21 protein-coding genes and 1 tRNA gene are annotated in these 24533 nt (G+C 67.3%); 10 read left to right on the forward strand and 12 right to left on the reverse strand.

Going from position 1 to position 24533, the window contains the following annotated elements; translation table 11 throughout:
* The first annotated feature begins 18 nt into the window (after nt 1-18).
* Nucleotides 19-95: transfer RNA gene (locus FHS00_RS11045), tRNA-Met, on the forward strand.
* Between the two features lie 237 nt (nt 96-332).
* Here FHS00_RS11045 and FHS00_RS11050 read toward each other — a convergent pair.
* From FHS00_RS11050 to FHS00_RS11080, 7 genes are all read right to left on the reverse strand, one after another.
* The gene (locus tag FHS00_RS11050; protein WP_183473192.1) at nt 333-1124 is read right to left on the reverse strand and encodes an ABC transporter ATP-binding protein; all 792 of its coding nucleotides are present in this window, start codon (nt 1122-1124) and stop codon (nt 333-335) included.
* A gap of 2 nt (nt 1125-1126) precedes the next feature.
* Nucleotides 1127-2377: an ABC transporter substrate-binding protein gene (locus FHS00_RS11055; RefSeq protein WP_183473195.1), complete on the reverse strand. Its 1251-nt coding sequence runs from the start codon at nt 2375-2377 to the stop codon at nt 1127-1129.
* A 35-nt stretch (nt 2378-2412) separates the two neighbouring features.
* Entirely contained in the window at nt 2413-3486 is a 1074-nt protein-coding gene (locus FHS00_RS11060; protein ID WP_183473198.1) for a branched-chain amino acid ABC transporter permease, read from the reverse strand.
* 3 nt (nt 3487-3489) lie between these two features.
* Nucleotides 3490-4368: a branched-chain amino acid ABC transporter permease gene (locus FHS00_RS11065; RefSeq protein WP_183473201.1), complete on the reverse strand. Its 879-nt coding sequence runs from the start codon at nt 4366-4368 to the stop codon at nt 3490-3492.
* A 1-nt stretch (nt 4369) separates the two neighbouring features.
* Nucleotides 4370-6328, reverse strand: coding sequence for an AMP-dependent synthetase/ligase (locus FHS00_RS11070; RefSeq protein ID WP_183473204.1), 1959 nt, complete (start codon nt 6326-6328; stop codon nt 4370-4372).
* On the reverse strand, nt 6318-7097 hold the full coding sequence (locus FHS00_RS11075; RefSeq protein ID WP_183473207.1) for an ATP-binding cassette domain-containing protein: 780 nt from the start codon (nt 7095-7097) through the stop codon (nt 6318-6320). Before FHS00_RS11075 ends, FHS00_RS11070 begins: the two co-directional genes overlap by 11 nt.
* Nucleotides 7098-7218: 121 nt before the next feature.
* Nucleotides 7219-8454, reverse strand: a complete 1236-nt coding sequence (locus tag FHS00_RS11080; protein WP_183473210.1) for a phenylacetate--CoA ligase family protein — start codon at nt 8452-8454, stop codon at nt 7219-7221.
* A gap of 148 nt (nt 8455-8602) precedes the next feature.
* Between FHS00_RS11080 and FHS00_RS11085 the strand changes: the two genes are divergently transcribed.
* Both FHS00_RS11085 and FHS00_RS11090 read left to right on the forward strand, forming a co-directional pair.
* Nucleotides 8603-10477: a PAS-domain containing protein gene (locus FHS00_RS11085; RefSeq protein ID WP_183473214.1), complete on the forward strand. Its 1875-nt coding sequence runs from the start codon at nt 8603-8605 to the stop codon at nt 10475-10477.
* Entirely contained in the window at nt 10474-11193 is a 720-nt protein-coding gene (locus FHS00_RS11090; protein ID WP_183473217.1) for a response regulator transcription factor, read from the forward strand. The genes FHS00_RS11085 and FHS00_RS11090 overlap by 4 nt, the downstream gene beginning before the upstream one ends.
* 49 nt (nt 11194-11242) lie before the next feature.
* Here the strand turns inward: FHS00_RS11090 and FHS00_RS11095 are convergent, their stop codons facing one another.
* Together FHS00_RS11095 and FHS00_RS11100 are read right to left on the reverse strand one after the other, a co-directional pair.
* Entirely contained in the window at nt 11243-11428 is a 186-nt protein-coding gene (locus FHS00_RS11095) for a DUF2256 domain-containing protein (protein ID WP_183473220.1), read from the reverse strand.
* 81 nt (nt 11429-11509) lie between these two features.
* Nucleotides 11510-13798, reverse strand: coding sequence for an arginine/lysine/ornithine decarboxylase (locus tag FHS00_RS11100; protein ID WP_183473223.1), 2289 nt, complete (start codon nt 13796-13798; stop codon nt 11510-11512).
* Between the two features lie 566 nt (nt 13799-14364).
* On the opposite strand from FHS00_RS11100, the gene FHS00_RS11105 reads away from it, so the two are divergent.
* The 7 genes from FHS00_RS11105 to FHS00_RS11135 are packed head-to-tail and all read left to right on the forward strand — an operon-like array spanning nt 14365 to nt 21302.
* Complete coding sequence (locus tag FHS00_RS11105; protein ID WP_343064605.1) at nt 14365-15399, forward strand: ABC transporter substrate-binding protein; 1035 nt, start codon at nt 14365-14367, stop codon at nt 15397-15399.
* On the forward strand, nt 15399-16202 hold the full coding sequence (locus FHS00_RS11110; protein WP_183473227.1) for an ABC transporter ATP-binding protein: 804 nt from the start codon (nt 15399-15401) through the stop codon (nt 16200-16202). Before FHS00_RS11105 ends, FHS00_RS11110 begins: the two co-directional genes overlap by 1 nt.
* Nucleotide 16203: 1 nt before the next feature.
* Nucleotides 16204-17019, forward strand: a complete 816-nt coding sequence (locus FHS00_RS11115) for an ABC transporter permease (RefSeq protein ID WP_183473229.1) — start codon at nt 16204-16206, stop codon at nt 17017-17019.
* Between the two features lie 33 nt (nt 17020-17052).
* The gene (locus FHS00_RS11120; RefSeq protein WP_183473232.1) at nt 17053-18414 is read left to right on the forward strand and encodes an FAD-dependent oxidoreductase; all 1362 of its coding nucleotides are present in this window, start codon (nt 17053-17055) and stop codon (nt 18412-18414) included.
* A complete protein-coding gene (locus FHS00_RS11125) occupies nt 18414-19574 on the forward strand; it encodes a CaiB/BaiF CoA transferase family protein (protein WP_183473235.1) in 1161 nt (386 codons plus the stop codon). The genes FHS00_RS11120 and FHS00_RS11125 overlap by 1 nt, the downstream gene beginning before the upstream one ends.
* Entirely contained in the window at nt 19571-20344 is a 774-nt protein-coding gene (locus FHS00_RS11130) for an enoyl-CoA hydratase-related protein (RefSeq protein ID WP_183473238.1), read from the forward strand. Before FHS00_RS11125 ends, FHS00_RS11130 begins: the two co-directional genes overlap by 4 nt.
* Before the next feature lie 19 nt (nt 20345-20363).
* On the forward strand, nt 20364-21302 hold the full coding sequence (locus FHS00_RS11135; RefSeq protein ID WP_183473241.1) for a LysR family transcriptional regulator: 939 nt from the start codon (nt 20364-20366) through the stop codon (nt 21300-21302).
* 161 nt (nt 21303-21463) lie between these two features.
* Here FHS00_RS11135 and FHS00_RS11140 read toward each other — a convergent pair whose 3' ends face one another.
* From FHS00_RS11140 to fdxA, 3 genes are read right to left on the reverse strand one after another with little or no spacing between them, the layout of a single operon-like run.
* Nucleotides 21464-22918 carry an aldehyde dehydrogenase family protein gene (locus FHS00_RS11140; protein ID WP_183473244.1) on the reverse strand — a complete coding sequence of 485 codons (1455 nt, stop codon included), beginning with the start codon at nt 22916-22918 and terminating at the stop codon, nt 21464-21466.
* Nucleotides 22919-22954: 36 nt separating this feature from the next.
* A complete protein-coding gene (locus tag FHS00_RS11145; RefSeq protein WP_183473247.1) occupies nt 22955-23848 on the reverse strand; it encodes a dihydrodipicolinate synthase family protein in 894 nt (297 codons plus the stop codon).
* 1 nt (nt 23849) lies between these two features.
* Complete coding sequence (gene fdxA, locus FHS00_RS11150; RefSeq protein WP_183473250.1) at nt 23850-24191, reverse strand: ferredoxin; 342 nt, start codon at nt 24189-24191, stop codon at nt 23850-23852.
* Nucleotides 24192-24533 lie beyond the last annotated feature (342 nt).

Here is a 24533-nt window from a genome sequence, read left to right on the forward strand (position 1 = left end):
GCAGGCCAAACATCCTGTCGCGGGATGGAGCAGCCCGGTAGCTCGTCAGGCTCATAACCTGAAGGTCGCAGGTTCAAATCCTGCTCCCGCAACCAGTTCAAACGCCCCCCGGCTCAAGCCGCGGGGCGTTGGTCGTCGGGAGCAGGCCAAAAGGCGGGGCGGGGCGCAGGAGAGGGCAGGCCGACCTGGCAAATACTGCCGCTGGAACGTCGTCTCACCGGTTTTTGTGTTTCGAACCTAAGTCATCAGACCGATGAGTTGCCGGTCGCTGCCGCAGAGCGACCGGCATAAAAACTGTCATTCGACGGAAACGCCATTCCGTCACGCGCCGCTCAGGCGAGCCAACGCTTGCGGCGGCGGTAGTGCTTGATCGCGTGGTAATCGACCTTGCCGCCGCTGCCGAGATAGAATTCCTGGACGTCCGGGTTCGCCTTCAGCGTTGCCGCCTCGCCGGACATGACGATCTGGCCGTTCTCGATCAGGTAGGCGCGGTTGACGATCTCCAGCGTGGCCGCCGCGTTCTGCTCGACCAGCAGCACGGTCAGCCCGTGCTTCCGGTTGATCTCGCGGATGATCGAGAAGATCTCGGCCACCAGCACCGGCGCCAGGCCGAGGCTCGGCTCGTCCAGCATGATCAGCTTGGGCTCGGTCACCAGCGCCCGGCCGATCGCCAGCATCTGCTGTTCGCCGCCCGACAGGTAGCCGGCCTTGGAGCGGGCCCGCTCCTTGAGCCGAGGAAAGTAGCGGTAGACCTCGTCGCGCAGCTCCTCGAATGACCGTTCGGCCCGCCCGCCGCGATAGGCCGCGACGAGGTTCTCGTCCGGCGTCAGATGGCCGAAGACCCGGCGTCCTTCGAGAACGTGGACCAGACCGCGATCGACCCGGGCCGGCGCGCCGAGGCTGCGCAGATCGGTGTCGCCGAAGCGGATCTCGCCCCGGGTGATGTCGCCCCGCTCCGGGCCGAGCAGGCCGCTGATCGCCTTCAGCGTGGTGCTCTTGCCGGCGCCGTTGGAGCCGAGGAGGGCGACCATTTCGCCCTCCTTAATCTCCATCGACACGCCCTTGATGGCGAGAAACACCTTGTCGTAGACGACCTCGACATTCGAAAGGGCGAGTCCGCTCATGCTCAGTTGCCCCCTGCGTAGGTTGCGGCGCTGGTCTCGATCTCCTCGTGGACGATGTCCTCATAGGCGGTGGTCCAGTCGCTCACCGGCTTCCACTCCGACCCGGTCCACTCGGAAACACGGCCATAGCCGCCGCCCTGGTGATCGGTGGCGGTGATGGTGATCGGCGGCATAAGCCCTTCGGCGTCGAAGCCCTCGATCATCTCGAAGCCGGCCTTCAGCTTGGGCCCGGTCAGCGGTGCGCCCTCGCGCTCCAGCGCCAGCCGCGCGGCTTCGACCGCCACGGTCATCGTCGCGACGCCGATGTTGTAGTAGCTCGAGCCGACATTGCTGCTGTCGCCCGCGCCGAGGCCCGGCTCGATCACCTTCTCGACGATGCGCTCGAGGATCGGGTTGTCGGTGCCGGTGGCGGTCGCCTCGAACCGCTTCAGGCCGACCATCGCGTCGGCGCCGACATTGTTGGCGTCGGTTTCGGCCATCCAGACGACCGAGCGGATGGCGGCGGGGTCGATGCCGTTGCGGATCGCCTGCTGAACCGACACCGACTGGCCGCCGCCGGCGCCCCAGATGAACACCACATCGGGACGGTAGCGGCGCACCTCGGACCAGGTGGCCGACTGCTCGTTGCCGGGGCTGGCATAGGGGAAGGCGCGGATCTCGAAGCCCTCGACCTCGGCGATCTTCTCGAGCACCGGCATCGGCTCGCGACCGAACGGGCTGTCGATATGCACCACCGCGATCTTCTTGCCCTCGAGGCCGTCGCTCGACTTGATCTGGTCGGCGAGGATCGCCGCCTGAGACCAGTAGGTCGCCATCGTCGGGAACACGTAGGGGAAGGTCTCGCCCGCCGCCGCGTCGCCGCGTCCGTGGAGCGGGGTGATCAGCACGACCTCATCCTTCATCACCTGGTCGACCAGGCCGCGCGACACCGGGGTCGAGAGGAAGTCGAACAGGATCGCGCCCTCCTCGCGCGCCCGGTTGTAGGCCTCGATGCCGCGCTGCGGCTCGTTGCCGGTATCGCGCACGATGGCCTCGATCATGTGGCCGTCGACGCCGCCTTCCTCGTTGACCAGCGTCAGGTAGTCCTGCTGGCCTTGGTTATACTCGCCGGTCACGAAGGTGTAGACGGCGGTAAAGTCCTGCAGGAGACCGAACTTGATCGGCTCCTTGTCCTGTGCCGCGGCACCTCCGGCGGCACCTGCCAAGCCAAGTGCCAGCGCCGCCGGCTGCCCGATCCGCTTCAGTATCGTCATAGGGTTCCTCCTCCCTCAACGGCCCTTTCGGGCCTTCAGCTTCCGGAATGGCGGAACGGCCAAACCAGGAAGTATTTCCGAATGTTGTCGTAGATCTTGGCGAGGCCGAGCGGCTCGAACAGCAGGAAGCCGATGATCATACCGCCGTAGAAGATCAGCGGCAGATGCGCCGTCAGGTTCTGCGAGATCGAGAACCAGCCCGCCGCGCCGAGACCGGCGATCAAGTTGGTCAGCACGATCGGCACCAAGAGCACGAAGCCGGCGCCGAGATAGCCGCCGACGACGCTGCCAAGGCCGCCGACCAGCACCATCGCGACGAGCTGGATCGAGACGTTGAAGCCGAACTGCTCCGGCGTCACCGCGCCGTAGTAGCAGAACGCCAGGATCGCGCCGGACACGCCGCCCGCGAAGGACGCGGTCATGAAAGCCGTCAGCTTGGTGCGGAACGGATCGACGCCGATCACCGCCGCGGCGAAGTCCTTGTCACGGATTGCCGCCAGCGCTCGGCCGAAGCTGGTGCGCTTCACGTTCAGGAAGAACAGCGTCATCAGCACGGTCCAGAGCAGCGCGACGTAGTAGCGCGCGTCGAGGCTGTCGATCGGGATCCACAGGAACGAGACCTCCGGGGTGCGCAGCGTCGCCTGCGCGCCGCCCGAGATCGCCGGCACGTTCGAGATCACCCAGTCCACGAGGTACTGCATGGCGAGCGTCGCCATCACCAGATAGAGGCCCTTCACCCGCAGCGCCGCGGCGCCGAAGGCGGTGCCGATCACCGCGGCCGTGAGACCGCCGCCGAGCAGCGCGAACTCGAAGGGCACGCCGCCGCGGGCGAGGTGGATCGAGCTGTAGGCGCCGATCGCCATCACCGCGGCAAAGCCGAAATGCAGCTGCCCGCCAAGCCCCATCAGCAGCGACAGCGAGAGGGCCGCCGCGGTCCAGATCAGCCAGGGCAGGGCGTAGCTGCCGAGATAGAGATCGGAGATCAGCAGCGGCGCGAGCAGCGCCAGCAGCGCCAGCACCCCGACCTGCCACCGATCGGCCGCGATCGGCCAGAGTTGACGGGCGGCCGGGTAGCTCGTGTGGCGCACGCCGGAAAGACGGTAGAACATGGCTCAGATCCTCTCGATGTCTTCGCGGCCGAAGATCCCGTGCGGCCGCACGAGGATGGTCAGCAGGATGATGACGGAGGTGACGACGTCGCGCGTGCTGCCCCCCGCATAGGCGTCGAGATAGCCGGGGATGACGCTGCCGAGGATGCCCACGGCAAGGCCGCCCACCAGCACCCCCTTGATCGAGTCGATGCCGCCGAGGATCACCACGGCAATCGCCGGGAACAGCAGCGTCGACAGGGTCCAGTCGACCCCCTGCACCGATCCCCACAGCACCCCGGCGCCGACCGCCGCGATGCCGGCGATGCCCCAGGACAGCCCGATCGCCCGTTCGACCGACAGACCGACCGCCCAGCTGGCGACGTGGTCGTCCGAGACCGCGCGTAGCTTGGTGCCGAGCCGGGTGCGGAAGAACAGCATCGAGGCGCCGATCAGCAGCAGCGCGACCAGCCCGCCGATCAGGTAGGCGCGGTTCATAAACACGTCGGCGACGATCACCGGCGCGAGGCCGATGCCGAGGTCGATCGATTTCGGCGAGGCGCCGAACACGCCGGGGATCAGCCCGCGCAGCAGGATCTCCATCCCGAGCGTCAGCATCACCACCATGATCACCGGCTGTCCGACCATGCGCCGCAGCAGCAGCCGCTCGACCAAGAGGCCGAAGCCGAACATCAGCGCCGCGCCGGCCAGGATCGCGATCCAGATCGGCAGGCCGAGCGAGCCGAGATACCAGACGAGGAAGGCGGCCATCATCACCAGCGCGCCCTGCGCCAGGTTCGGCACCCCGGCCGATTTGTAGATCAGCACGAAGCCGAGGGCGGCCAATGCATACATCAGCCCGACCAGCGCACCGTTGACCAGAAGTTCAATGAAATAGGCCATGTCAGTGCTGCCCTCCGTCCAGGTCGCCGATCTTCAGAACCCGGGTCAGCACCCCGGTTTCGCCGCTCTCGTAGGTGATGCGCGCCTCGTATTCGATCTCGTCGTGACCGGCATAGACCGCGTCGATGATCTGCCCGTAGCGCGCGTCGATCACCCCGCGCTTGAGCTTGCGGGTCCGGGTCACCTCGCCGTCATCGGGGTCGAATTCCTTGTGCAGGTTCACGAAGCGGCGGATCGACAGCTCGGCCGGAACCGCGTCGTTGAGCCGGGCGATCTCGCGGCGCACCAGTTCGAGCACCTCGGGCCGCTGCGACAGCTCGGCATAGGAGGTGTAGGACAGGCCGCGCTCCTGCGCCCATTGCCCGACTGCCGCGAAGTCGATGCAGACGATCGCCGAGAGGAAGGCGCGGTCCTTGCCGATGACGCAGACATCGCGGATCGCCGAGGCGAACTTCAGCCGGTTCTCCAGATAGGTCGGGATGAACCTCGTGCCGTCGGCCTTGTGCATCACCTCCGACAACCGGCCCAGCACCATCAGCTGCCCGTCATCGCTCCACTGCCCGGCGTCGCCGGTGCAGAGCCAGCCGTCGCGCAGGCTTTCGGCGGTGGCCTTCTCGTTCTCGAAGTAGCCGTCGAAGATGTTGCCACCCTTCAGCAGGATCTCACCGGTCTCGTCGATCCGCACCTCGACCCCGGGGAAGGGGCGGCCGACGGTGGTCAGGCTGATGTCGTCGCTCGACTGCGCGACGGCCAAGGCGCAGTTCTCGGTCTGGCCGTAGAACTGACGCAGGTTGAGGCCGAGCGCGCGGAAATAGAGGAACACCTCCTCGCCGATGGCCTCACCGGCGGTGTAGGGCCGCGCAACCCGGCGCAGGCCGAGCTGGTCACGCAGCGGGCCGTAGATCACCACGTCGCCGACGCCGCGCCAGAACCGCTGCAGCGCCGATGGCTTGCGGCCTGCCAGCCGGGCGCGTTCGAGTTCGAGCGCGAAGGGCATGAAGTGGTCATAGAGCCGCCGCTTCAGCCCCGAGGTTTCGGCAATGCCGACCTGGACCCGCGTCAGCATCGCCGACCAGGCGCGCGGCGAGGCGAAGTAGAGCGTCGGAGCGATCTCGCGCAGGTCGTGCAGCGCGGTCTCCTGGTTCTCGGGCACGTTGACAGTGAACCGCAGCTCGATCGCGGCGGCGATCGAGAAGCTGAAATCGCCCACCCAGGCCATCGGCAGGTAGGCCATGTGCTCCTCGCCCTCGCGGAAATAGCCGGCAGCGGCGGCGTTGCGCACCCCCGAGAGCACGTGTCCGTGGCGCAGCGGGATGCCCTTGGGCGCGCCGGTGGTGCCCGAGGAATGCAGCAGGACCGCGGTGTCGAACACCGTCGCGCGGCCGATTAGATCGTCGCGCAGCCCGGCCTCGGCGGCGAGCCGGGCCTGGCCGTTCTCGGCGAGATCGGCCAGCGCGGCGGCGCCTGCTGGCGCCTTGGCGCCGAGCCCGCGCGGATCGTCGTAGAAGATCTTCGTCAGGTCGGGATGCCGGTCGCGCAGGCTTTCGAGCTTGTCGACCTGCTCCTGATCCTCGACCACCGCGGCGCGGATGCCCTCGCGGATCATCTGGTCCAGCAGCTCTTCGGGCCGGGCATCGGAATAGGCCGGCGCCGGGATCGCGCGCAGCGCGGTCAGCGCCAGCGTCGCGACATAGAGGCGGGCGCGATTGTCGCCGGTGACCAGCACGATATCGCCCGGCCCGATGCCTGCCGCCTCGAAGCCGGCGGCAAGCGCCAGAACGGCGTCGAGATAGCCGGCCCAGGTGGTCTGCTGCCAGATGCCGTGGTCGCGTTCGCGCATCGCGATCCCGTCGGGATGCGTCCGGGCGTTGCGCGCCAGAAGCGCGATCAGCGTGTCGCCCGGCTCCCAGTCGGGGTGCAGGATGCGCGGGTCGCGGGACGGCTGCGGGTCATGCTGCATGGGCTTGCCCCCCGATATAGGCGGCGACGACCTCGGGGTCCGACATCGCAGTACGGGCCGGACCCTCGGCGATCTTGTTGCCGTCGTTGAGCACCAGAACGCGGTCGCAGATCGAGGTCACCACGTCGAGGTGATGCTCGATGATCAACACGCTGAGGTTCAGCTCCTCCTGCGCGTCGAGGATGAAGCGGACCATGTATTCCTTCTCTTCCTGGTTCATCCCGGCCATCGGCTCGTCCAGAACGAGCATGCGCGGCTCGGCGCAAAGCGCGCGGGCCAGCTCGACGCGCTTCTGCAGCCCGAGGGGGATCACCTCGACATGCTCGTCACGCACGCTTTCGAGCTGCAGCAGGTCGATGATCTGCTCGACCTTGCGGCGGTGCGCGACTTCTTCCTTCGCGGCCCAGAACGGGTAGAACAGCGCCGCCAGCGGGTTCGGGTTCATGAAGATGTGCCGACCCATCAGGATATTCTCGAGCACGCTCATGCCCTTGAACAGGGCCACGTTCTGGAAGGTCCGGGCGATGCCATTGGCGGCGATGCGATGCGGTCGCATGCCGTTGATCTGCTTGCCCTCGAACAGAATCTGGCCCCGCTGCGGGGCGTAGAACCCGGTGATGCAGTTCACCAGCGTCGTCTTGCCCGAGCCGTTGGGGCCGACGAGACCGAAGATCTCGCCCTGCTGGATCTCGGCCGAGATGCCCTTGAGCGCATGGATGCCGCCGAAGAAGCGGTTGATGTTCTCGCACTGCAGCACCGGTTCGCTCACGCCATCCTCCCGGGGCGTCGGTGCGCCTGCCTCAAATGGTCCATTCGATGTCCTCCCTAGGCGGGGGCGCCGGCTCTCCCCAGCCGGCGTGCCCCGTCATTGCATGTCGTGCGGCCGGCGTTCAGACCGCGATGTCGCGCTGGTCGTCGATCACCTTGCCGTCGTTCGGCAGGCTGCCCGGCGGGTGGAAGACCACCTCGCCGCGCAGCCGGCATTCCGCCCGCAGCGCCTCGCCGAGGCGTTGCGCCAGCCCGTCGCCCTGCTGGGCGCTTTCCACCTCGAGGGTCAGCGAGTCGCGCCCCTCGGTCTCGCGCACCACAAGGCGGGCGCGGCCGATTTCGGGATAGGGTTTCACGGTCCGCGCCACCTGCGCCGGATGGACGAACATGCCGCGCACCTTGGTGGTCTGGTCGGCGCGGCCCATCCAGCCGCGCAGCCGCGGCGCGGTCCGGCCGCAGGGGCTCTGGCCCGGCATGATCGCGGACAAATCGCCGGTCGCGAGCCGGATCAGCGGATAGGCGGGGTTGAAGGTGGTGACGACAACCTCGCCGACCTCGCCCTCGGCCACCGGATCGCCGGTGCCGGGGCGGACGATCTCGACGATCGCCTGCTCGGAGGTCACCAGCCCGTCGCCCGGCGTGGTCTCGTAAGCGATCAGCCCGAGCTCGGCGGTGCCGTAGCACTGGCGCACCGCGATGCCGCGGGCCGCGTACCAGTCGCGCAGGGCCGGGAACAGCGGGCCGCCGGTGACCAGCGCCTTCTTCACCGCGCCCGTATCCACGCCCTTGGCATCGGCCTTCTCGAGGATTGTGCGCAGGAAGTCGGGGGTGCCGATATAGGCGGTGATGCCGAGCCGCTCGATCGCCTCGACCTGCTGATCGGTATTGCCGATCCCGGCGGGAAACACGGTCGCGCCGACCCCGGCGCAGGCGTGGTCGAACATGATCCCGGCCGGCGTCATGTGGTAGGCAAAGCAGTTCGCCACCACGTCCTCCGCCCCGATGCCGGCCGCGTGCAACGCCCGCTCGAAATGCCAGTGCGGCGCGTCGGTCTCTGGCTCTGCGATCGGGCCGGGCGACAGGTAGACCCGACGGAAACCGCCGGCCGGCCGCGTTGCCAGCCCGCCGAATGGCGGGGTCCGCTCCTGCCGCTCGGGCAGCTCGGACTTGCGCAGCACCGGCAGGCGGGCCAGCGCGGCGCGGTCGGTGACGGCGTCGCAATCAAACTGGGCGAGGGCCTCGCGCCAATAGGGTGCCGTGGCCTTCGCATGGCCAAGTACCTCGCGCAGCGCGGCGAACTGCGCCGCCTCCCGCTCCTGCTGATCGCGCGCTTCGAGTGCGTCGTAGAACTTCGCCATCCTGCCTGCGGACCTCCCATATCCTCGCCGGCAAGCTGTCGGGCGATTGTTACGAGAATGTTGCCGGTTGCGGGATTTGTAACGAGCGGCCAGTCTGCGCCCGCTATCGGCAGGGGAGGCCGGGCGGCACCAAAGGGGGGACCACCGCGTGCAGACCGATATTCTCGGGACGCTGATGACCGGGCTGAACCGCATCGATCAGGCGATCACCCTGTTCGACAGCGATCTGACGCTGATCTTCGCCAATGACCGGTTTCTCGAACTGATGCAGATGCCGGAGCGGTTCGGCCAGCCCGGGGCCCGGTTCGAGGATCTGGTGCGCTGGAACGCAGAGCGCGGCGAATACGGCGCCGGCGATCTCGACACGCTTGTGGCCGAGCGGGTCGCGGCCGCCCGCCGCTTCGAGGCGCATAGCCTCGAGCGGGTCCGGCCCAACGGCGTGGTCTTGCAGGTGTCGGGCTGGCCGCTGCCCGGCGGTGGTTTCGCGACGCTCTACACCGACATCACGGCCCAGCGCCGCCGCGAGCTCGATCTCGAGCGGCGGATCCTGCGCCGTACCGAGCAGCTCCGCCGCTCGGACGAACGGGTGCGGGTGATCGCCAACGAAGTGCCGGCGGGGATCGCCTATCTCGATCGCGACGCGGTGTTCCGCTTTGCCAACCGGCGCTTCGCGCAGGCCTACGGCCTCGACCCGGCGCAGGTGATCGGCCGCCGCGATGCCGAGGTCTTGACGCCCGATACCATGGCCCGCGTCGGCACCTATTTCGACCGCGGCGCGAAGGGTGAGGCGCTGGCCTTCGACATCCCGATCACCTTTCCGGACGGCCGGACGCTGGAGACCCGGACCTTGCTGCGTCCGGATCGGGCGCATGACGGCACGGTGCTCGGCTTCTATCTTCTCACCGTCAACGTCACCCGTGAGAAGGCCGCGGCGGCGGCGCTGATGCAGGCGCAGAAGATGGAGATGCTGGGCCAGCTCTCGTCGGGGATCGCGCATGACTTCAACAACTTGCTGACCATCATTCTGGGCAATCTCGCCCCGATGCGCGATCGGATCGGTGACGAGGCACTCGCCGCCGAGATGCTCGACCCGGCGATCCGCGCCGGCCGCCGCGGCGCCGAGCTGATGCGGCGATTGCTGTCGGTGGCCCGGCGCCAACCGCTGTCGCCGGTCGCGGTGTCGATCCCGGAGACGCTGCATGGCGTGGCCGAGCTGGTGCGGCCGAGCCTCGGCGACGGGATCGTGCTCGACGTGGCCCCCGGCGCCACCGCCGCCGCCCATGCCGACCCCGCGCTGCTCGAGACCAGCCTGATCAACTTGGTGATCAACGCCGCCGATGCCTGCGCCGGGGGCGGCACGATAAGGCTGTCGAGCATTGCCACCGCCACAGGCGAGATCGAGATCCGGGTTGAGGATGACGGCACCGGCATGGACGCCGAAACCCAGGCGCGGCTTTTCGAGCCGTTCTACTCGACCAAGGCCGGGCGGGGCGGCACCGGGCTCGGCCTGACCATGGTTCAGAATTTCGTCGCAGATTCGGGCGGCCGCATTGCGGTAGAAAGCGCGCCGGGACGCGGCACGTGCTTTGTCCTGACGCTGCCCGCTGCGCCCGAAGGGGCCGAGGCACGCCAGATCCAGCCCTCGGCGACCGCCGCAAGGCTCGACGGGCGGCTAGTGCTGCTGGTCGATGACGATGCGGATGTACGCGCCACGCTCAGCCGCAATCTCGTGGCGATCGGGGCGCAGGTCCTCGAAGCCGAAGGCGCCGCCGAGGCGCTGGATCTGATCGCCGCGGTGCCGGGGATCGGCGCGTTGGTCTCGGATGTCTCGATGCCGGGGATGGACGGGATCGAGCTGGCCCGCCGGGTTCGTGGCCGCGATGCCGGGCTGCCGGTGGTGTTGATCACCGGCTACGGCCGCAACCGGATCGAGAGCCGGCTGCGCGACAGCGTGCGGCTGCTGCGCAAACCGGTCGACGCCGAGACCATCGCGGCAGCGATCCAAGGCGGAGGTCTGGCATGAGCGAGACCATCTTCATCCTCGAGGACGACCGCGACCTCGCGGCGCTGTTCCAGCGAGAAATCGAACGCGCCGGTATGACCGCGCGGTCGTTTCGGTCGATCCGGGCGGTGCGCACCGCGCTCGAGACCGCGGCCCCCGACCTCTGCGTGCTCGACCTCGGCCTGCCGGATGGCGACGGGCTCGAATTCCTGCGCGACGATCTCGCCGCGCGCGGCATTCCCACCGTGGTGGTGAGCGGGCGCAGCAGTCTCGACGACCGGATAGAGGGGCTGTCGCAGGGCGCCGACGACTACCTCGCCAAGCCCGCCGACCCGATCGAACTGGTCGCGCGGATCCGCAGCGTTCTGCGCCGGATGGCACGCGCGGCACCCCCAGTCGCGCCCGCGACCGAGGCGCCGTGCCGGGCGCGTTTCGGCGATTGGGGCTTCGACGCCACCCGGCTCGAACTCACCGATCCGGAAGGTGCGGCGATCACCCTGTCGCGCGCCGATGCCGACCTGCTGGAGCTGTTTCTGCGCACCCGGGGCCGGGTGGTCAGCCGCGACTGGCTGGTCGAGCAGCTGTTCGCCGACGCCGGGGGGCAGTTTGACCGCAGCGTCGACGTCCGGGTTTCGCGGCTGCGCAAGAAGCTTGGCGACGACCCGCGCAATCCCAAGCTGATCCGCACGGTCTACGGGGCCGGTTACGTCTTCGCGGCGCCGGTCGACTGGCATTGAGGGCGGGGAGGCATCGCGATGCTCGAGAGCCCCGGCCTAGACCTTCCCGTCACATCCGCCTCGCACCCGAGAGCTGCTCCGGTGGATCGCCGTCCTTGCGTCGCCGCTTCTCGCGGCGGCAGCGTTCAGAGCAGTAGCGGACCTCGTCCCAACAGGCGGACCACTTCTTGCGCCAGGCGAATGGCCGCCCGCAGGCGACGCAGGTCTTCTGAGGGAGGTCGGCCTTTCGTCGCATGTCTCTGACTGCTGTTCCGCGGTTGTCCGGGTGGCAGGATGTTGCGCCGCCGCCCTGCGGGTGGGGGCGGCGCAAGCGCGTTCAGACGGCGACGCAGTCGGCGTAGTACCGGGTCACGCCATCCTCTCCCTTCTCCTGCACCAGACCATGGATGTCGGTTTCGAAGCCCGGGCATTCGCGCGCGAATTCGCGGTTGAACTTGAGGTACTCGACGATCTTGCGATTGAACACCTCGCCGGGAATGAGCAGCGGGATGCCCGGCGGGTAGGGGGTTACGAGGCTGGTGGTGATCCGGCCCTCGAGATCGTCGATCGGCACGCGCTGGGTGGTGCGCTGCGCGATATGCGCGAAGGCGTCGCTGGGCCGCATGGCCGGGGTGTGATCGCTCAGATAGATATCGGTGGTCAGCACGGCGACATCGTACTTGGCGTAGAGGCTGTGCACGTGCTCGCACAGATCCCGCAGGCCCATCGACTCGTAGCGCGGATGCTTGGCGCAGAACTCGGGCATGATGCGCCACATCGGCTGGTTCCGGGCGTGGTCGTCCTTGAACTGCTGCAGCGCGGTCAGGAGGGTGTTCCAGCGGCCCTTGGTGATGCCGATGGTGAACATGATGAAGAAGCTGTAGAGGCCGGTCTTCTCGACCACGACGCCGTGCTCGGCGAGGTACTTGGTGACGATCGAGGCCGGGATGCCGGCCTCCTCGAAGCGGCCGTCGAGATTGAGGCCGGGGGTGATGATCGTCGCCTTGATCGGATCAAGCATGTTGAAGCCCGGCGCCATGTCGCCGAAGCCGTGCCAGCTGTCTTCGCCCGACGACTGCATGCCGTCATGGTCGGTCTTCTTCAGCACCCAGGACACGGGCTCCCCGATGCCCTCCTCGGCGAGCTCCTCGGGGCCCCAGACCTCGAACCACCAGTCTTCCTCGCCGAACTCCTCGTCGACCTTGCGCATGGCGCGACGGAAATCGAGCGCCTCGGCGATGCTCTCCTCGACCAGGGCGGTGCCGCCCGGCGGCTCCATCATCGCCGCGGCCACGTCGCAGCTGGCGATGATCGAGTATTGCGGGCTGGTCGAGCTGTGCATCAGGTAGGATTCGTTGAACAGGTGCCGGTCGAGCCGGGTGTCCTGCGAATCCTGCACCAGCACGTGGCTGGCCTGCGAGATGCCGGCCAGAAGCTTGTGGATCGACTGGGTGGCGTAGGTCACCGAATGCATCGGCCGGGCACGCTTGCGCCCCATCGAGTGGAAGTCGCCATAGAAGGGGTGGAAGGCGGCGTGCGGCAGCCAGGCCTCGTCGAAATGAAGGTTGTCCACATAGCCGTCGAGGCGCGACTTGATGGTCTCGGTGTTGTAGAGAACGCCGTCATAGGTCGACTGGGTCAAGGTCATGATGCGCGGCTTGACGGTCTCGGCGTCCACCCCTTCGAGCAGCGGGTTGGCGCGGATCTTGGCCTTGATCGCGTCGACCGTGAACTCGGACTGATGGATCGGGCCGATGATGCCGTAATGGTTGCGCGTCGGCTTGAGGAAGACCGGGATCGCACCGGTCATGATGATGCTGTGCAGGATCGACTTGTGGCAGTTGCGGTCGACCACGACCACGTCGCCCGGCGCCACCGTGTGGTGCCAGACCATCTTGTTGGAGGTGGAGGTGCCGTTGGTCACGAAGAAGCAGTGATCGGCGTTGAAGATCCGCGCCGCGTTGCGCTCCGAGGCGCCGATCGCGCCGTTGTGGTCCAAGAGTTGGCCCAGCTCTTCGACCGAGTTGCACACGTCGGCGCGCAGCATGTTCTCGCCATAGAACTGGTGGTACATCTGGCCGATCGGGCTCTTGAGGAAGGCCACGCCGCCCGAATGGCCGGGGCAGTGCCACGAGTAGGAGCCGTCCTCGGCATAATCGAGCAGCGCCTTGAAGAAGGGCGGCTGGATGCCCTCGAGATAGCTGCGCGCCTCGCGGATGATGTGCCGGGCCACGAATTCGGGCGTGTCCTCGAACATGTGGATGAAGCCGTGCAGCTCGCGCAGGATGTCGTTGGGCAGGTGGCGGCTGGTCTTGGTCTCGCCATAGACATAGATCGGCACGTCGGCGTTCTTCCAGCGCACCTCCTCGATGAAGCTGCGCAGGTTCAGCACCGCCGGGTCGAGATCGGGGCCGGGGCTGAACTCCTCGTCATCGATCGACAGGATGAAGGCGCTGGCCCGCGACTGCTGCTGCGCGAACTGCGACAGGTCGCCATAGCTGGTCACGCCCAGCACCTCGAAGCCCTCGCTCTCAATTGCCTGGGCCAGCGCGCGGATGCCCAGTCCCGACGAATTCTCGGACCGGAAGTCTTCGTCGATGATGACGATGGGAAAGCGGAATTTCATGAGGGCTGCCTGTTCGGTTATCGGGGCATCTGGCGGGGCCGCGCTTCGGCGCATCCGGGTCTGCGGCGTCGCCGTCATCTGAATTCGTCCTGTCGGCGCGGCACGCGCGGCCTCGCTGCCATTCGCACCGGTTCGGGCGTTCCGCAATCCGCTTCGACGCGTCAAGGGAGCCTCCGGGGCCTGATCCTAGTGCCTCGGCGCCGATCCGCCACCGAATTCCTGTCGTTTCCATCGCCGGCGACGAGCCGAGCCGGGCCCGCCCCCGCCGTGCATGAGCGGCATCCCGCCCATCGCGGCCGGCCGAGGCCGCTTCAAAGCCGCGCATCAATGTTGCGCCGCCCGAGCGGTCTGGAGGGTCCGGGAGGTGGCTCTTTGCGTCGCCGAGACATGGGCGAATGCCGGACCAAACAGCAATGCCGAGCATGATCGCCCCTAACGCGTATTGCCGAAATTAGATCAGTTGCTCCGAAAATTTGTTCTTTCTTGGAACGGGTCGGTTCCGCAGTATCCCGGTGACAGGCGATGTCGGGAGGGATGTCGCGCGTCGCAACAGGGAGACGAGAACAGTGCCGAACACCAAGATCACCAAGCGCCAGTTCCTGCGGTATTCCGGGGGCGCGGCGATGGCCGCCGGAGTTCCCGCCATGGTCGGGGTCGGCGCCGCCAACGCCGCCGGGCTCAAGACGGTCGAGATGCAGTTGGGCTGGCTCGCCTCCAATGGCCTTCTGGGCGAGGTGGTGGCCCAAGCCAAGGGCTTCTACGAGGCCGAGGGGCTCGAGCTGAAGATCACGCCCGGCGGTCCGAACGTGGATGGAGTCGGCTCCGTCGCGGCAGGCCGTGCCGAGGTGGGGCAGATCTCATCGAGCCCGTCGGTCATGCTGGCCCGCGCCGCCGGCATCCCGATCAAGGCGTTCGCCGCCGGCTACCAGAAGCATCCCTTTACCTATTTCTCACTGCCCGGTGATCCGATCCGCACGCCGCAGGACATGATCGGCAAGACCATCGCCACGCAGCCCACCGCGCATATCCTGCTCAAGGCGCTCCTGGCGGCCAACGACATCCCCGAGGATCAGGTCGAGATCGTCAACATGGGTTCGGACATGAACCAGCTGATGACCGGACAGGCCTCGGCCGTGACCGGCTGGCTGACCAACGTCGCGGCGGTCGACGTGCTGGGTGAGGATCGTGTCGACCTGATGCTGTGGGACACCGGCATCCAGCTCTACGCCACCGTCTACTACGCCACCGACGAGACCATCGCCGAGGAGGCCGAGTCGCTGGCGGGCTTTACCCGGGCCACGGCGCGTGGCTGGCACTATGTGCGCGAGAACCCGGAGGAGGCGGTCGACCTGCTGGTCGTGGCCTATCCGAACATGGACCGCGAGGCCGAGCTGCGGGCGGTCGAGAAGGTGCTCGAATTCGTCTTCACCGACGCCACCGCCGAGAGCGGCTGGGGCACGATGAACCGCGAGAACTGGGAGACGCAGATCGCCGCCTATGCCGATCTGGGGCAGTTCGACGGCGACGCGCCGGCGGTGAACGAGGTGATGACGCTCGAGATCCTCGAGATGACAGCGGATGCACGTCGCGAGGTCTCGTAATGGTCGCGGTGGAACAGCATACGGCAGCGGGAAATCCCGCTGCCACCCCTGATCCGGGCGCGATCCGGGTCGACCATCTCGACGTCACCTTCGCCGAGGGCACGGTCGTCGCGCTCAAGGATGTCTCGGTCGAGATCCCGCAAGGCGCATTCGTGACCATCCTCGGCCCCTCGGGCTGCGGCAAGTCGACCCTGATGCGGGCCATCGCCGATCTAGTGCCGGCGGCGCGCGGCGCGATCGACGTGCAGGGCCAGTCGCCCCGCGACGCACGCGCCGACCGCAACTTCTCCTACGTGTTCCAAGACGCGACGCTGCTGCCGTGGCGCACCGCGCTGGAGAACGTGCAACTCCCGCTCGAGGTGGGCGGTGGCGGCGACGCCCATGCCGACCCGCGCGACCTGCTGGAGCTGGTCGGGCTCAAGGGCCGCGAGAACGCGCTGCCGTACGAGCTCTCGGGCGGCATGCGTCAGCGCGTCGCCATTGCCCGGGCGCTGGTGACCAAGCCGAAGATCCTGCTGATGGACGAGCCATTCGGCGCGCTCGACGAGATCACCCGCGACAAGCTCAACGAGGAGGTGCTCAGGATCTGGCGGGAGACCGGGACCACGATCCTCTTCGTCACCCATTCGATCCCCGAGGCGGCCTTCCTGGGGCAATACGTGCTGATGCTCGCCGCCCATCCGGGCCGGGTGAAGGAATTCATGAAGGTCGAGCTGCCCCCCGAGCGGCGACTGGCGGATCGCGACACGCTGGAATTCGTCCAGATTACCGCGCATCTGCGCAAGCTCCTGGAGGAATGCTGACATGGCCGAGGCAAGCCAAATCCCGATGCCGGTGCCCGCGCCGCGGATGAGCCGGGTACTCGACGCGGCGATCGATCGCGGGCCGGCACTCGCCGCCGTCGCCGGTCTGCTGCTCCTGTGGCAGGGCGTGGTGTGGTTCTTCGAAGTGCCCGAATACATGGCCCCGAGCCCGGTCGCCGTCCTCGGCGCGTTCCAGGACAATGCCGGCACGCTGTGGCTCAATTTCTGGCCGACCTTCCTCGAGGCGGCGCTGGGCTTCGTGGCGGGCAACCTCGTGGCGATCCTGCTCGCGGTCTGGTTCGTGCACAACTCCACGGCCGAGCGCGCCTTCTTTCCGATCGCGGTCTTCGTCAACACCATCCCGATCATCGCGTTGGCGCCGATCCTGGTGCTGATCTTCGGCAACGGCTTCGCGCCAAAGATCATCATTGCCGGTCTGATCTGCTTCTTTCCGACGCTGGTGAACATGGTGCGCGGTCTCAAGGCGGTGTCGCCCGCCACGCTCGACCTGATGCGGGTGCTGTCGGCCTCGAACTGGGAGATCTTCTGGAAGGTCCGCCTGCAAAGCTCGCTGCCCTTCCTCTTCGCGGCGCTCAAGATCGCCTCCACCACCTGCGTCATCGGCGCCATCGTGGCGGAGTGGATCGGCTCCAACTTCGGGCTCGGCGCGCTGATCATCGAGGCGACCTTCAATTTCCGCTCGCCGCTGCTCTATGCCACCGTCTTCACCGCAGCGCTCTTGGCCGTCGTGATGTTCGCGCTGGTGAGCTTTGCCGAAGCCAAGCTGATCCGCTGGAAATCCTCGGACATCCATTGATCGTCGCGCGACAAGATATTTAGGAGAATCAAGATGTTGAACAAAACCCTCAGGGAGAGTCTGCGCGACGTTCCGGTGGTCGACCGCTCCGACGTCGTGGTGGTCGGCGGCGGACCCGCCGGGATCTCGGCCGCCGTCTCCGCCGCCCGCAACGGCGCCTCGGTCACGCTGCTGGAGCGCTACCCCTATCTCGGCGGCCTCGCCGCAGGCGGCATGGTCCTGCTCTTGGACGACATGCACAACGACACCGAGATCACGGTGAAGGGCATCTGCATGGAGATGATCGAGCGGATGCGCTCGATCGGCCTGTGCCACACCCCGCCCGAGGAGGACCGGATGCCCGGTCGCCGCGAGACGCAGGAGAACTGGAAGAAGTATTCGCGCTGGGGGATGTTCGACTTCCACACCCAGTCGATGCCGCACCCGGTCTGCTTCGCCGCCGCATTCGATCCCGACGGCTACAAGAAGGTCTCCTACGACCTGATGGAGGAGGCCAAGGTCAAGCTGCGGCTGCATAGCTGGTTCTCCGAGGTGATCGTTGAGGGCGGCGTTGCCAAGGGCGTGATCTGCGAGACCAAGGAAGGCCGCCAGGCGATCATGGGCGACGTGATCATCGATGCCTCGGGCGATCTCGACGTGGCGGCCTCCGCCGGTGCCAAGTTTCAGGAGGCGAGCTTCATCGTCACCACTGTCTCGCGGTGGGGCAATGTCGACACCGACAAGGCCGAGGCTTGGCAATATGCCAACCCCGAGGAATTCCAGCGCCTCGACCACGAGGCCAAGCGGATCATCGGCGGTTGCTGGAACTACTGGTGGCTGAAGACGCCGCTGCCGGGCGTGATCTGGCTCAACTGCCCGCACATGCCGCAATATAGCGGCCTGACGGTCGAGGGGCTCACCGGGGCCGAGTTCGAGGGTCGCAAGCGGATGGAGCGGCTCATGACCTTCGCCCGCGAGAACCTGCCGGGCTTCGAGAAGGCCCATGTGGTCGATTTCGCGCCGCAGACCGGCGTGCGCACCACGCGGCTGCTCGAAGGTGAGTACGTCGTCACCAAGGACGACGTGATGAAGCGTCGCCACTTCGCCGACACCGTCTGCCGCGGCCGCGACTACTACACGCCCTACGGCGCGCTGGTGCCCAAGGAGGTCGACAACCTGCTCGTCGCGGGCCGCCACTACTCCTGCACGCCGCAGGCCCAGAAGAAGAGCCGCGAGATCCCGCCCTGCATGGCGCAAGGCGAGGCGGTGGGCGTCGCCGCGACCGTCGCACTCAACGCCGGCGTCACCGTGCGCGAGGCCGACGTCTCCGCGATCCAGAAGCAGATGCGCGCGCAGGGTGCCGATCCCGGCGACGTGCCTTCGTCCAACGCCCTCGTCATGGAGGCCGCAGAATAATGTCCCAACCCCTCCCCCTCGATGGCATCAAGGTGATCGATTTCACCCAGGTGATGCTCGGACCCTCCTGCACCCAAGTGCTCGCCGATTACGGCGCCGAGGTGATCAAAGTCGAAAAGGAGAAGATCGGCGACCTGTCGCGCTGGTCGCTGGGCGCCGACCCGGACGGGCTCAACAACCCGATCTTCTGCTCGCTCAATCGCAACAAGAAGAGCCTGGCGCTCAACCTCAAGTCGGAGGAGGCCCGCGCCCAGGTGCTCGCGCTGATCGACGGCGCCGACGTCGTGGTCAACAACTTCCGCCCCGGCGTGATGGAGCGGATGGGCATGGGCTATGCCGACCTCAAGGCCCGCAACCCCGGCATAATCTATGCCGTGGGCACCGGCTTCGGTCTCGAGGGCCCCAACAAGCATAAGGGCGGGCAGGACATCCTCGCCCAAGCGATGAGCGGCGTGATGGAACGCCGCTCGGACCCCGAGCTGCCGCGCGCGATCTTCTCGACCGCGCTGTGCGACTACACCGCCGGCATGCATCTGGTCCAAGGGGTGCTGCTAGCGATCCTGCAGCGCCAGAAGACCGGCGAGGGTCAGCAGGTGGCGGTCAGCCTCTATTCCTCGATGCTGGCGATGCAGATGCAGGAGGCAGCGGCCCACATGATGCGGGGACGTGACCTGAACTGGGGCGCGTTCCCGCTCACCGGTGTGTTCGAGACCACGACCGAGCCCTTTGTCATGGTCGGTGCGTTCAAGGAAAACCCGCTGCGCAACATCTGCACCGCCATCGGCATCGAGGATCTCTCGAAAGAGGACCGCTTCCGCGACTTCGACGCACAGGCCGCGCATCGCGCGGAGCTTCAAGCGATCTTCAAGAGCGAGTTTGCCAAGAACAGCCGCGAGCACTGGCTGAAGCGGCTCGAGGAGGTCGACATCCTCTGCGCTCCGGTCCGCACCTTGGCCGAGGCGCTCGATGACGAGCAGACGCATGTGAACAACATGGTGATCGAGGCGGGCGAGACGAAGGCCGGCAAGATCCGTCTCGTCGGCAGCCCGATCGACATGTCGGCCGCGCCGCTCAGCGTCCGTCAGGGCCCGCCGCAACTTGGCGAGCACAATGACGAGATCCTCGAAGGTCTCGCGCCGAAAAAGGCGCAGGTGGCATGACGGTCCATTACGAAGTTCGCGAGCGCATCGCGCGAGTCACCATCGATCGGCCCGAGGTGATGAACGCAGTCGACCAGAAGACCGAAGCGGCGCTGGAACGGATCTGGTGCGACATCGAGGAGCGCGACGACATCTCCGTCGCGGTCCTCACCGGGGCCGGGGAGAAGGCCTTCTCGGTCGGTGCCGACATGAAGGACTCGTCGCTCTCGGGATTGGAGTACTGGGCCGCGCCGCGCCCCAACGGCTTCGGCGGCATCTCGTTTCGCCGCTCGCTCGACGTGCCGCTGATCGCGCGCGTCAACGGCTACGCGCTGGGCGGTGGTTTCGAGATGGTGCTGGGGGCGGACATCGTCGTGGCCGCCGAGACGGCGAAGTTCGGCCTCCCCGAGGCGCGGGTGGGGCGGATGCCGCTCGACGGCGGCATGGTGATGCTGCAACGCAAGATCCCGCACAACCTCGCCATGGGGGTGATGCTGGGTGGACGGCGCATCGACGCCGTCACAATGGAGCGCTTCGGCCTCGTCAACGAGGTGGCGGGCGCGGGCGAACTCGACGCTGTCACCAATCGCTGGATCGACGACATCGCGGCCTCGGCGCCGCTGTCGCTGCGCGCGATCAAGCAGGTGGTGAACCGCACGGGCCATCTGAGCCCGTCGGAGGCGCAGGCGATGAAACTGCCCGCGGTTGTGAAGGCGCTCAAAAGCGCGGATGCTGACGAAGGCGTTCGCGCCTTTCTCGAAAAGCGGGCCCCGCTTTGGCAGGGCGCCTGACCCCGGTCGGAGCGACGACATGCATGCTGCCTTCCTGCGCTATTTCTCGGTCGTGGCCCGTGCTGGATCGATCCGCGCGGCGTCCGAGCAGCTGCATGTCGCCTCCTCCGCGATCAGCCGACAGATCCAGAAGGTCGAGGACGAGCTCGGGACGCCGTTGTTCGAGCGGCTGCCCGGCGGGCTGCGGCTAACCCAGGCGGGGAAAATCCTGCTCGCCCATGCGAACCGGACCCTCAACGATTTCGAAGTGCTGAAAGGGGAGCTTGGGGCGCTGCGCGGCGAAAAGACCGGCACCGTTTCGATCGCCTCTCTCGACAGCCTGCTGGTGAGCTTCCTGCCGGAGCAGATCGGGCAGTTTCATCGCGCCCACCCCAAGGTCGATTTCCGGGTCCGCAGCGGCGCGCATGGCGCCGTGGCGACCATGGTCGCCGAGGGCGAAGCCGATCTCGGCATCACATTCAGCCTCGCGCGACCCGAGGACACCGAGTTCGTGGCGCCGATCCCGATGCCGCTGATGGCGATGGTCGCGGCGGATCATCCGCTGGCCAGGCGTCGCTCGGTGACGCTGGCCGAATGCGCCAGCTACAACCTGCTCCTGCAACTCGACACCGCTCCGATCCGCTCGTTGATCGAGATGGAGCTCTCGGTGCTGAACCGCACCGGCCGGGTGCTCGCCGCCTCCAACAACCTGATGATGCTCAAGCCGCTGATCCTCGAAGGCAACGGCGTCGCCTTCTACACGCCGCTCGGCATGGTGCGCGAACTGTCCGAGGGCAGCATCGTCGCCGTGGCGCTCGAGGGCACGCGGCTGGGCGGTCTCGAGCTGGGGCTGCTGGTGCCGCGCCGGCGGAAGCTGACGCAGGCCGCCGAGGCCCTGATCGAGCAGCTTTCCGACGGGCTGGCCGAGCTGCGCGATACCCCATGGATGCGCAAGCTGACGGGCCTGGAAACCGCCTGAAGTCCCAGCCGGGGCCACATTCCCGGCACACCTACCGACCCGCCGCGATCGATCGGTCGCGGCGGTTTCTTTTTCATGCTGTTCGATGTGAAAAGGCGCGCGCCGCGGGGGAGCGGACGCGCGCCTGGGGCCACCGGGAGGAGGGGGTGACACCGTTCCGGTCAGGCCTTGATGTAGCTGGTCTTGACCGTGGTGTAGAACTCGCGCGCGTATTGCCCCTGCTCGCGCGGGCCATAGCTCGATCCCTTACGCCCGCCGAAGGGGGTGTGGTAATCGACGCCCGCCGTCGGCAGGTTGACCATCACCATGCCGGCCTCGGCGTTGCGGCGGAAATGCGCGGCGTGGCCCAGGCTGGTGGTGCAGATCCCGGCGGAGAGGCCGAAATCGGTGTCGTTGGCCACGCGCAGCGCCTCGTCGTAATCGACCACCTTGATCACCGTGGCGACGGGGCCGAAGATTTCCTCGCGGTTGATGCGCATCTCGTTGGTGGTGTTCGTGAACAGCGCGGGCGTCATGAAATGGCCGGGGGTCGGTCCCTCGATTACCTCGCCGCCACAGACCAGCGTGGCGCCTTCCTCCTGGCCGATCGTCACGTAGCGCTTGTTCTGTTCGAGTTGGTTTTCGTCGACCACCGGACCGATATGGACCGCGCCATCCATCGGGTCGCCGACCTTGAGCGCGCGCAGCTTCTCGGTCAGCGCTTCGACGAAGCGGTCATGGATGGCTTCGGTCACGATCAGCCGCGACGAGGCTGTGCAACGCTGCCCGGTCGAGAAAAAGGCGCCGTTGAGCGCGCAGTCCACCGCCGTGTCGAGATCGGCGTCGTCGAGCACCACGAGGGGGTTCTTGCCACCCATCTCGAGCTGCACCTTCTTCATTTGCGCCACGCATTTCTCCGCGACCATGCGCCCGGTCTCGACCGAGCCGGTAAAGCTCACCGCGTCGATCTCCGGATTGTCGAGGATCTCGGCGCCGACCTCGGAGCCACGACCCATGACGAGGTTGAACACACCCTCAGGCACGCCGGCCTCGTGCAGGATCTCGGCCAGCGCCCAGGCGCAGCCGGGGGTGAGATCGGCGGGCTTCAGGACCACGCAGTTGCCATAGGCCAGCGCCGGGGCGATCTTCCAGGCCGGGATCGCGATGGGGAAGTTCCACGGGGTGATCAGCCCGATCACGCCCAGCGCCTCGCGCTGCACCATGACCTCGACGCCGGGGCGCACGCTGTCGATCGCGTCGCCGGTCTGGCGCAGCGTCTCGCCCGCGAAGAAGCCGAAGACCTGGGAGGCGCGCATCACCTCGCCCTTGGCCTCGGCGAAGGTCTTGCCCTCCTCGCGGGCCAGCAGTTCGCCCAACTCGTCCACCCGCGCGGCGATGGTGTCGGAGACCCTCTTCAGCAGGTCGTGGCGCTGCTGCGGGCCAGACTTGCTCCATGCCGGAAAGGCGGCGCGGGCGGCCGCGATGGCGCGCTTGGCGTCGTCGCGCGAGGCGCGGGCATAGCGGCCCACGATTTCGTCGGTGTTGGCCGGGTTGCGGTTCTCGTTGATCTCCGCGCCCTCGACCCATTCGCCCGCGATCAGGTTGCGGTGCTGCTTGGTCACGTCGTTCATCTTCATCCGGTCTGTCCTGTCTGGTCTGGGGGTGTCCGGCGCTCAGGCCGGCTCGGAGGCGAGCACGAAGGGGGCGGGCAGGGCCCGTCCCTGGTCCTCGGTGAGGGGAGCGAGCGGCGGCAGCACGCGGGCATAGCCCGGCATGTCGTGCAGCCGCGCCACCAGCGCCTTGACGCTGGGGATCAGGGGCGTGGCCGCAATGGCCCGGCGGCGCCGGCCGATTTCCTCGGCGAGGGCGGCATCATGGGGATCGGCCCAAAGCCGCTGCGCCAGCGGTGCGGTGAGGTTGACGGTGGCCGAGATGCAGCCCGCGAAACCGTGCTTGGGCGCCTGCGCCAGCGCGGCCTCGTTGCTCGGAAACACGTCGAAGCCGTCGATGCGGGCGAGATCGGCAGCGTAGGCGAGATCGCCCGAGCTGTCCTTGGCGCCCCCGATCCGGTCTGGAAAGCGCGCCTTGAGCCAGGCGGCGAAGCCGATCTCGAACCGCAGGCCGGTCATCTGCGGGAAATTGTAGAGATAGATCGGGATCGGCCGATCCGCGGTGGCTTTGACCAGTCCTTCGAAGAAGGCATACAGCCCGGCCTCGTCCACGCCCTTGTAGTAATAGGGCGGCAGAACCAACGCCCCGGCATAGCCCAGCTCTGCCGCGTGGCGGGTCAGGGCCACGGTGGTGGCGAGGTCGGGGCGGCCCGTGCCGACCATCATCCGGGCGGGCGCGATTCCCTGCGCCATGACGCTCATCAGCTCCGTCCGCGCCGAGGCGGGCAGCGAGCTGGCCTCTCCGGTGGTGCCGAGAAGGTTGAGCCCGTCACAACCATTCTCGATCAGCCAGCGCGCGTGGCGCAGAGTCGCTGCATGGTCGGGATTGCCCCCTTCGTTCAGGGCCGTGGCGATCGCGGCGATGACGCCGCTAAGGGGGGGAGGGGTCGTCTGCATGTCAGGCAATCCGGCGTTCGGGTTCGGGATAGGCGGCGACGATTGGGTGGTCGGCCTCGGTCGAGACCGACTTGTCCCAGCCGCCGGGATCGCCGAGACCAGTTACCTCTGGCCCGAAGAACTCGCGGTTGATCGCCGCGAAACGGCGCGCCTCGTCGGGCAGCTCCTGGTCGTAATGGATCGCGTCGACCGGGCAGATCGACAGGCAGAGGCCGCAATTGATGCATTCCTCGGGGTGGATGTAGAACATCCGGCCGCCCTCGTAGATGCAGTCCGCCGGGCAGGCGAGGGTGCAGGCGCCGTCCTTTATGTCGATGCAGGGATCTGCGATCACATAGGCCATGGCTGGTCGCTCCTTGTCGTCATGCCGGGACTATCGAAGGCGCGGGTGATCCAATAAAGAACAGAATTCCGGGGCGGTCGTTGCCGAAACGGCAATGGATGGCCACTTGGCCGGGCTTGGGCGGGGCCCAGCCGCCAGATGCCCAGGCGAGGGCCAAGGCGCGACGACTATTACCGCGACATCCCGGCTTCGGACGCGGACCCTAATGGGCCGATCGTGGCCTTGATGCGCGACGGTGCGCCTCTCGGTTCCGAGATGATGGGGCCCTACTGAATCGTCCATCCCCATGACAGCGATCCCGGCCACGAGGGGCAGCACGCGCCGGATCGCAGCATCTGACAA

This window comes from Limimaricola variabilis (genome assembly GCF_014195545.1).
GTDB lineage: Bacteria > Pseudomonadota > Alphaproteobacteria > Rhodobacterales > Rhodobacteraceae > Limimaricola > Limimaricola variabilis.

What these genes read in the sequence shown, in the direction of transcription:
- FHS00_RS11050 (WP_183473192.1), bottom strand. Translation starts at nt 1,124, where the DNA reads ATGAGCGGACTCGCCCTTTCGAATGTCGAGGTCGTCTACGACAAGGTG.
- FHS00_RS11055 (WP_183473195.1), bottom strand. Translation starts at nt 2,377, where the DNA reads ATGACGATACTGAAGCGGATCGGGCAGCCGGCGGCGCTGGCACTTGGC.
- FHS00_RS11060 (WP_183473198.1), bottom strand. Translation starts at nt 3,486, where the DNA reads ATGTTCTACCGTCTTTCCGGCGTGCGCCACACGAGCTACCCGGCCGCC.
- FHS00_RS11065 (WP_183473201.1), bottom strand. Translation starts at nt 4,368, where the DNA reads ATGGCCTATTTCATTGAACTTCTGGTCAACGGTGCGCTGGTCGGGCTG.
- FHS00_RS11070 (WP_183473204.1), bottom strand. Translation starts at nt 6,328, where the DNA reads ATGCAGCATGACCCGCAGCCGTCCCGCGACCCGCGCATCCTGCACCCC.
- FHS00_RS11080 (WP_183473210.1), bottom strand. Translation starts at nt 8,454, where the DNA reads ATGGCGAAGTTCTACGACGCACTCGAAGCGCGCGATCAGCAGGAGCGG.
- FHS00_RS11090 (WP_183473217.1), top strand. Translation starts at nt 10,474, where the DNA reads ATGAGCGAGACCATCTTCATCCTCGAGGACGACCGCGACCTCGCGGCG.
- FHS00_RS11095 (WP_183473220.1), bottom strand. Translation starts at nt 11,428, where the DNA reads ATGCGACGAAAGGCCGACCTCCCTCAGAAGACCTGCGTCGCCTGCGGG.
- FHS00_RS11100 (WP_183473223.1), bottom strand. Translation starts at nt 13,798, where the DNA reads ATGAAATTCCGCTTTCCCATCGTCATCATCGACGAAGACTTCCGGTCC.
- FHS00_RS11110 (WP_183473227.1), top strand. Translation starts at nt 15,399, where the DNA reads ATGGTCGCGGTGGAACAGCATACGGCAGCGGGAAATCCCGCTGCCACC.
- FHS00_RS11115 (WP_183473229.1), top strand. Translation starts at nt 16,204, where the DNA reads ATGGCCGAGGCAAGCCAAATCCCGATGCCGGTGCCCGCGCCGCGGATG.
- FHS00_RS11120 (WP_183473232.1), top strand. Translation starts at nt 17,053, where the DNA reads ATGTTGAACAAAACCCTCAGGGAGAGTCTGCGCGACGTTCCGGTGGTC.
- FHS00_RS11125 (WP_183473235.1), top strand. Translation starts at nt 18,414, where the DNA reads ATGTCCCAACCCCTCCCCCTCGATGGCATCAAGGTGATCGATTTCACC.
- FHS00_RS11130 (WP_183473238.1), top strand. Translation starts at nt 19,571, where the DNA reads ATGACGGTCCATTACGAAGTTCGCGAGCGCATCGCGCGAGTCACCATC.
- FHS00_RS11135 (WP_183473241.1), top strand. Translation starts at nt 20,364, where the DNA reads ATGCATGCTGCCTTCCTGCGCTATTTCTCGGTCGTGGCCCGTGCTGGA.
- FHS00_RS11140 (WP_183473244.1), bottom strand. Translation starts at nt 22,918, where the DNA reads ATGAAGATGAACGACGTGACCAAGCAGCACCGCAACCTGATCGCGGGC.
- FHS00_RS11145 (WP_183473247.1), bottom strand. Translation starts at nt 23,848, where the DNA reads ATGCAGACGACCCCTCCCCCCCTTAGCGGCGTCATCGCCGCGATCGCC.
- fdxA (WP_183473250.1), bottom strand. Translation starts at nt 24,191, where the DNA reads ATGGCCTATGTGATCGCAGATCCCTGCATCGACATAAAGGACGGCGCC.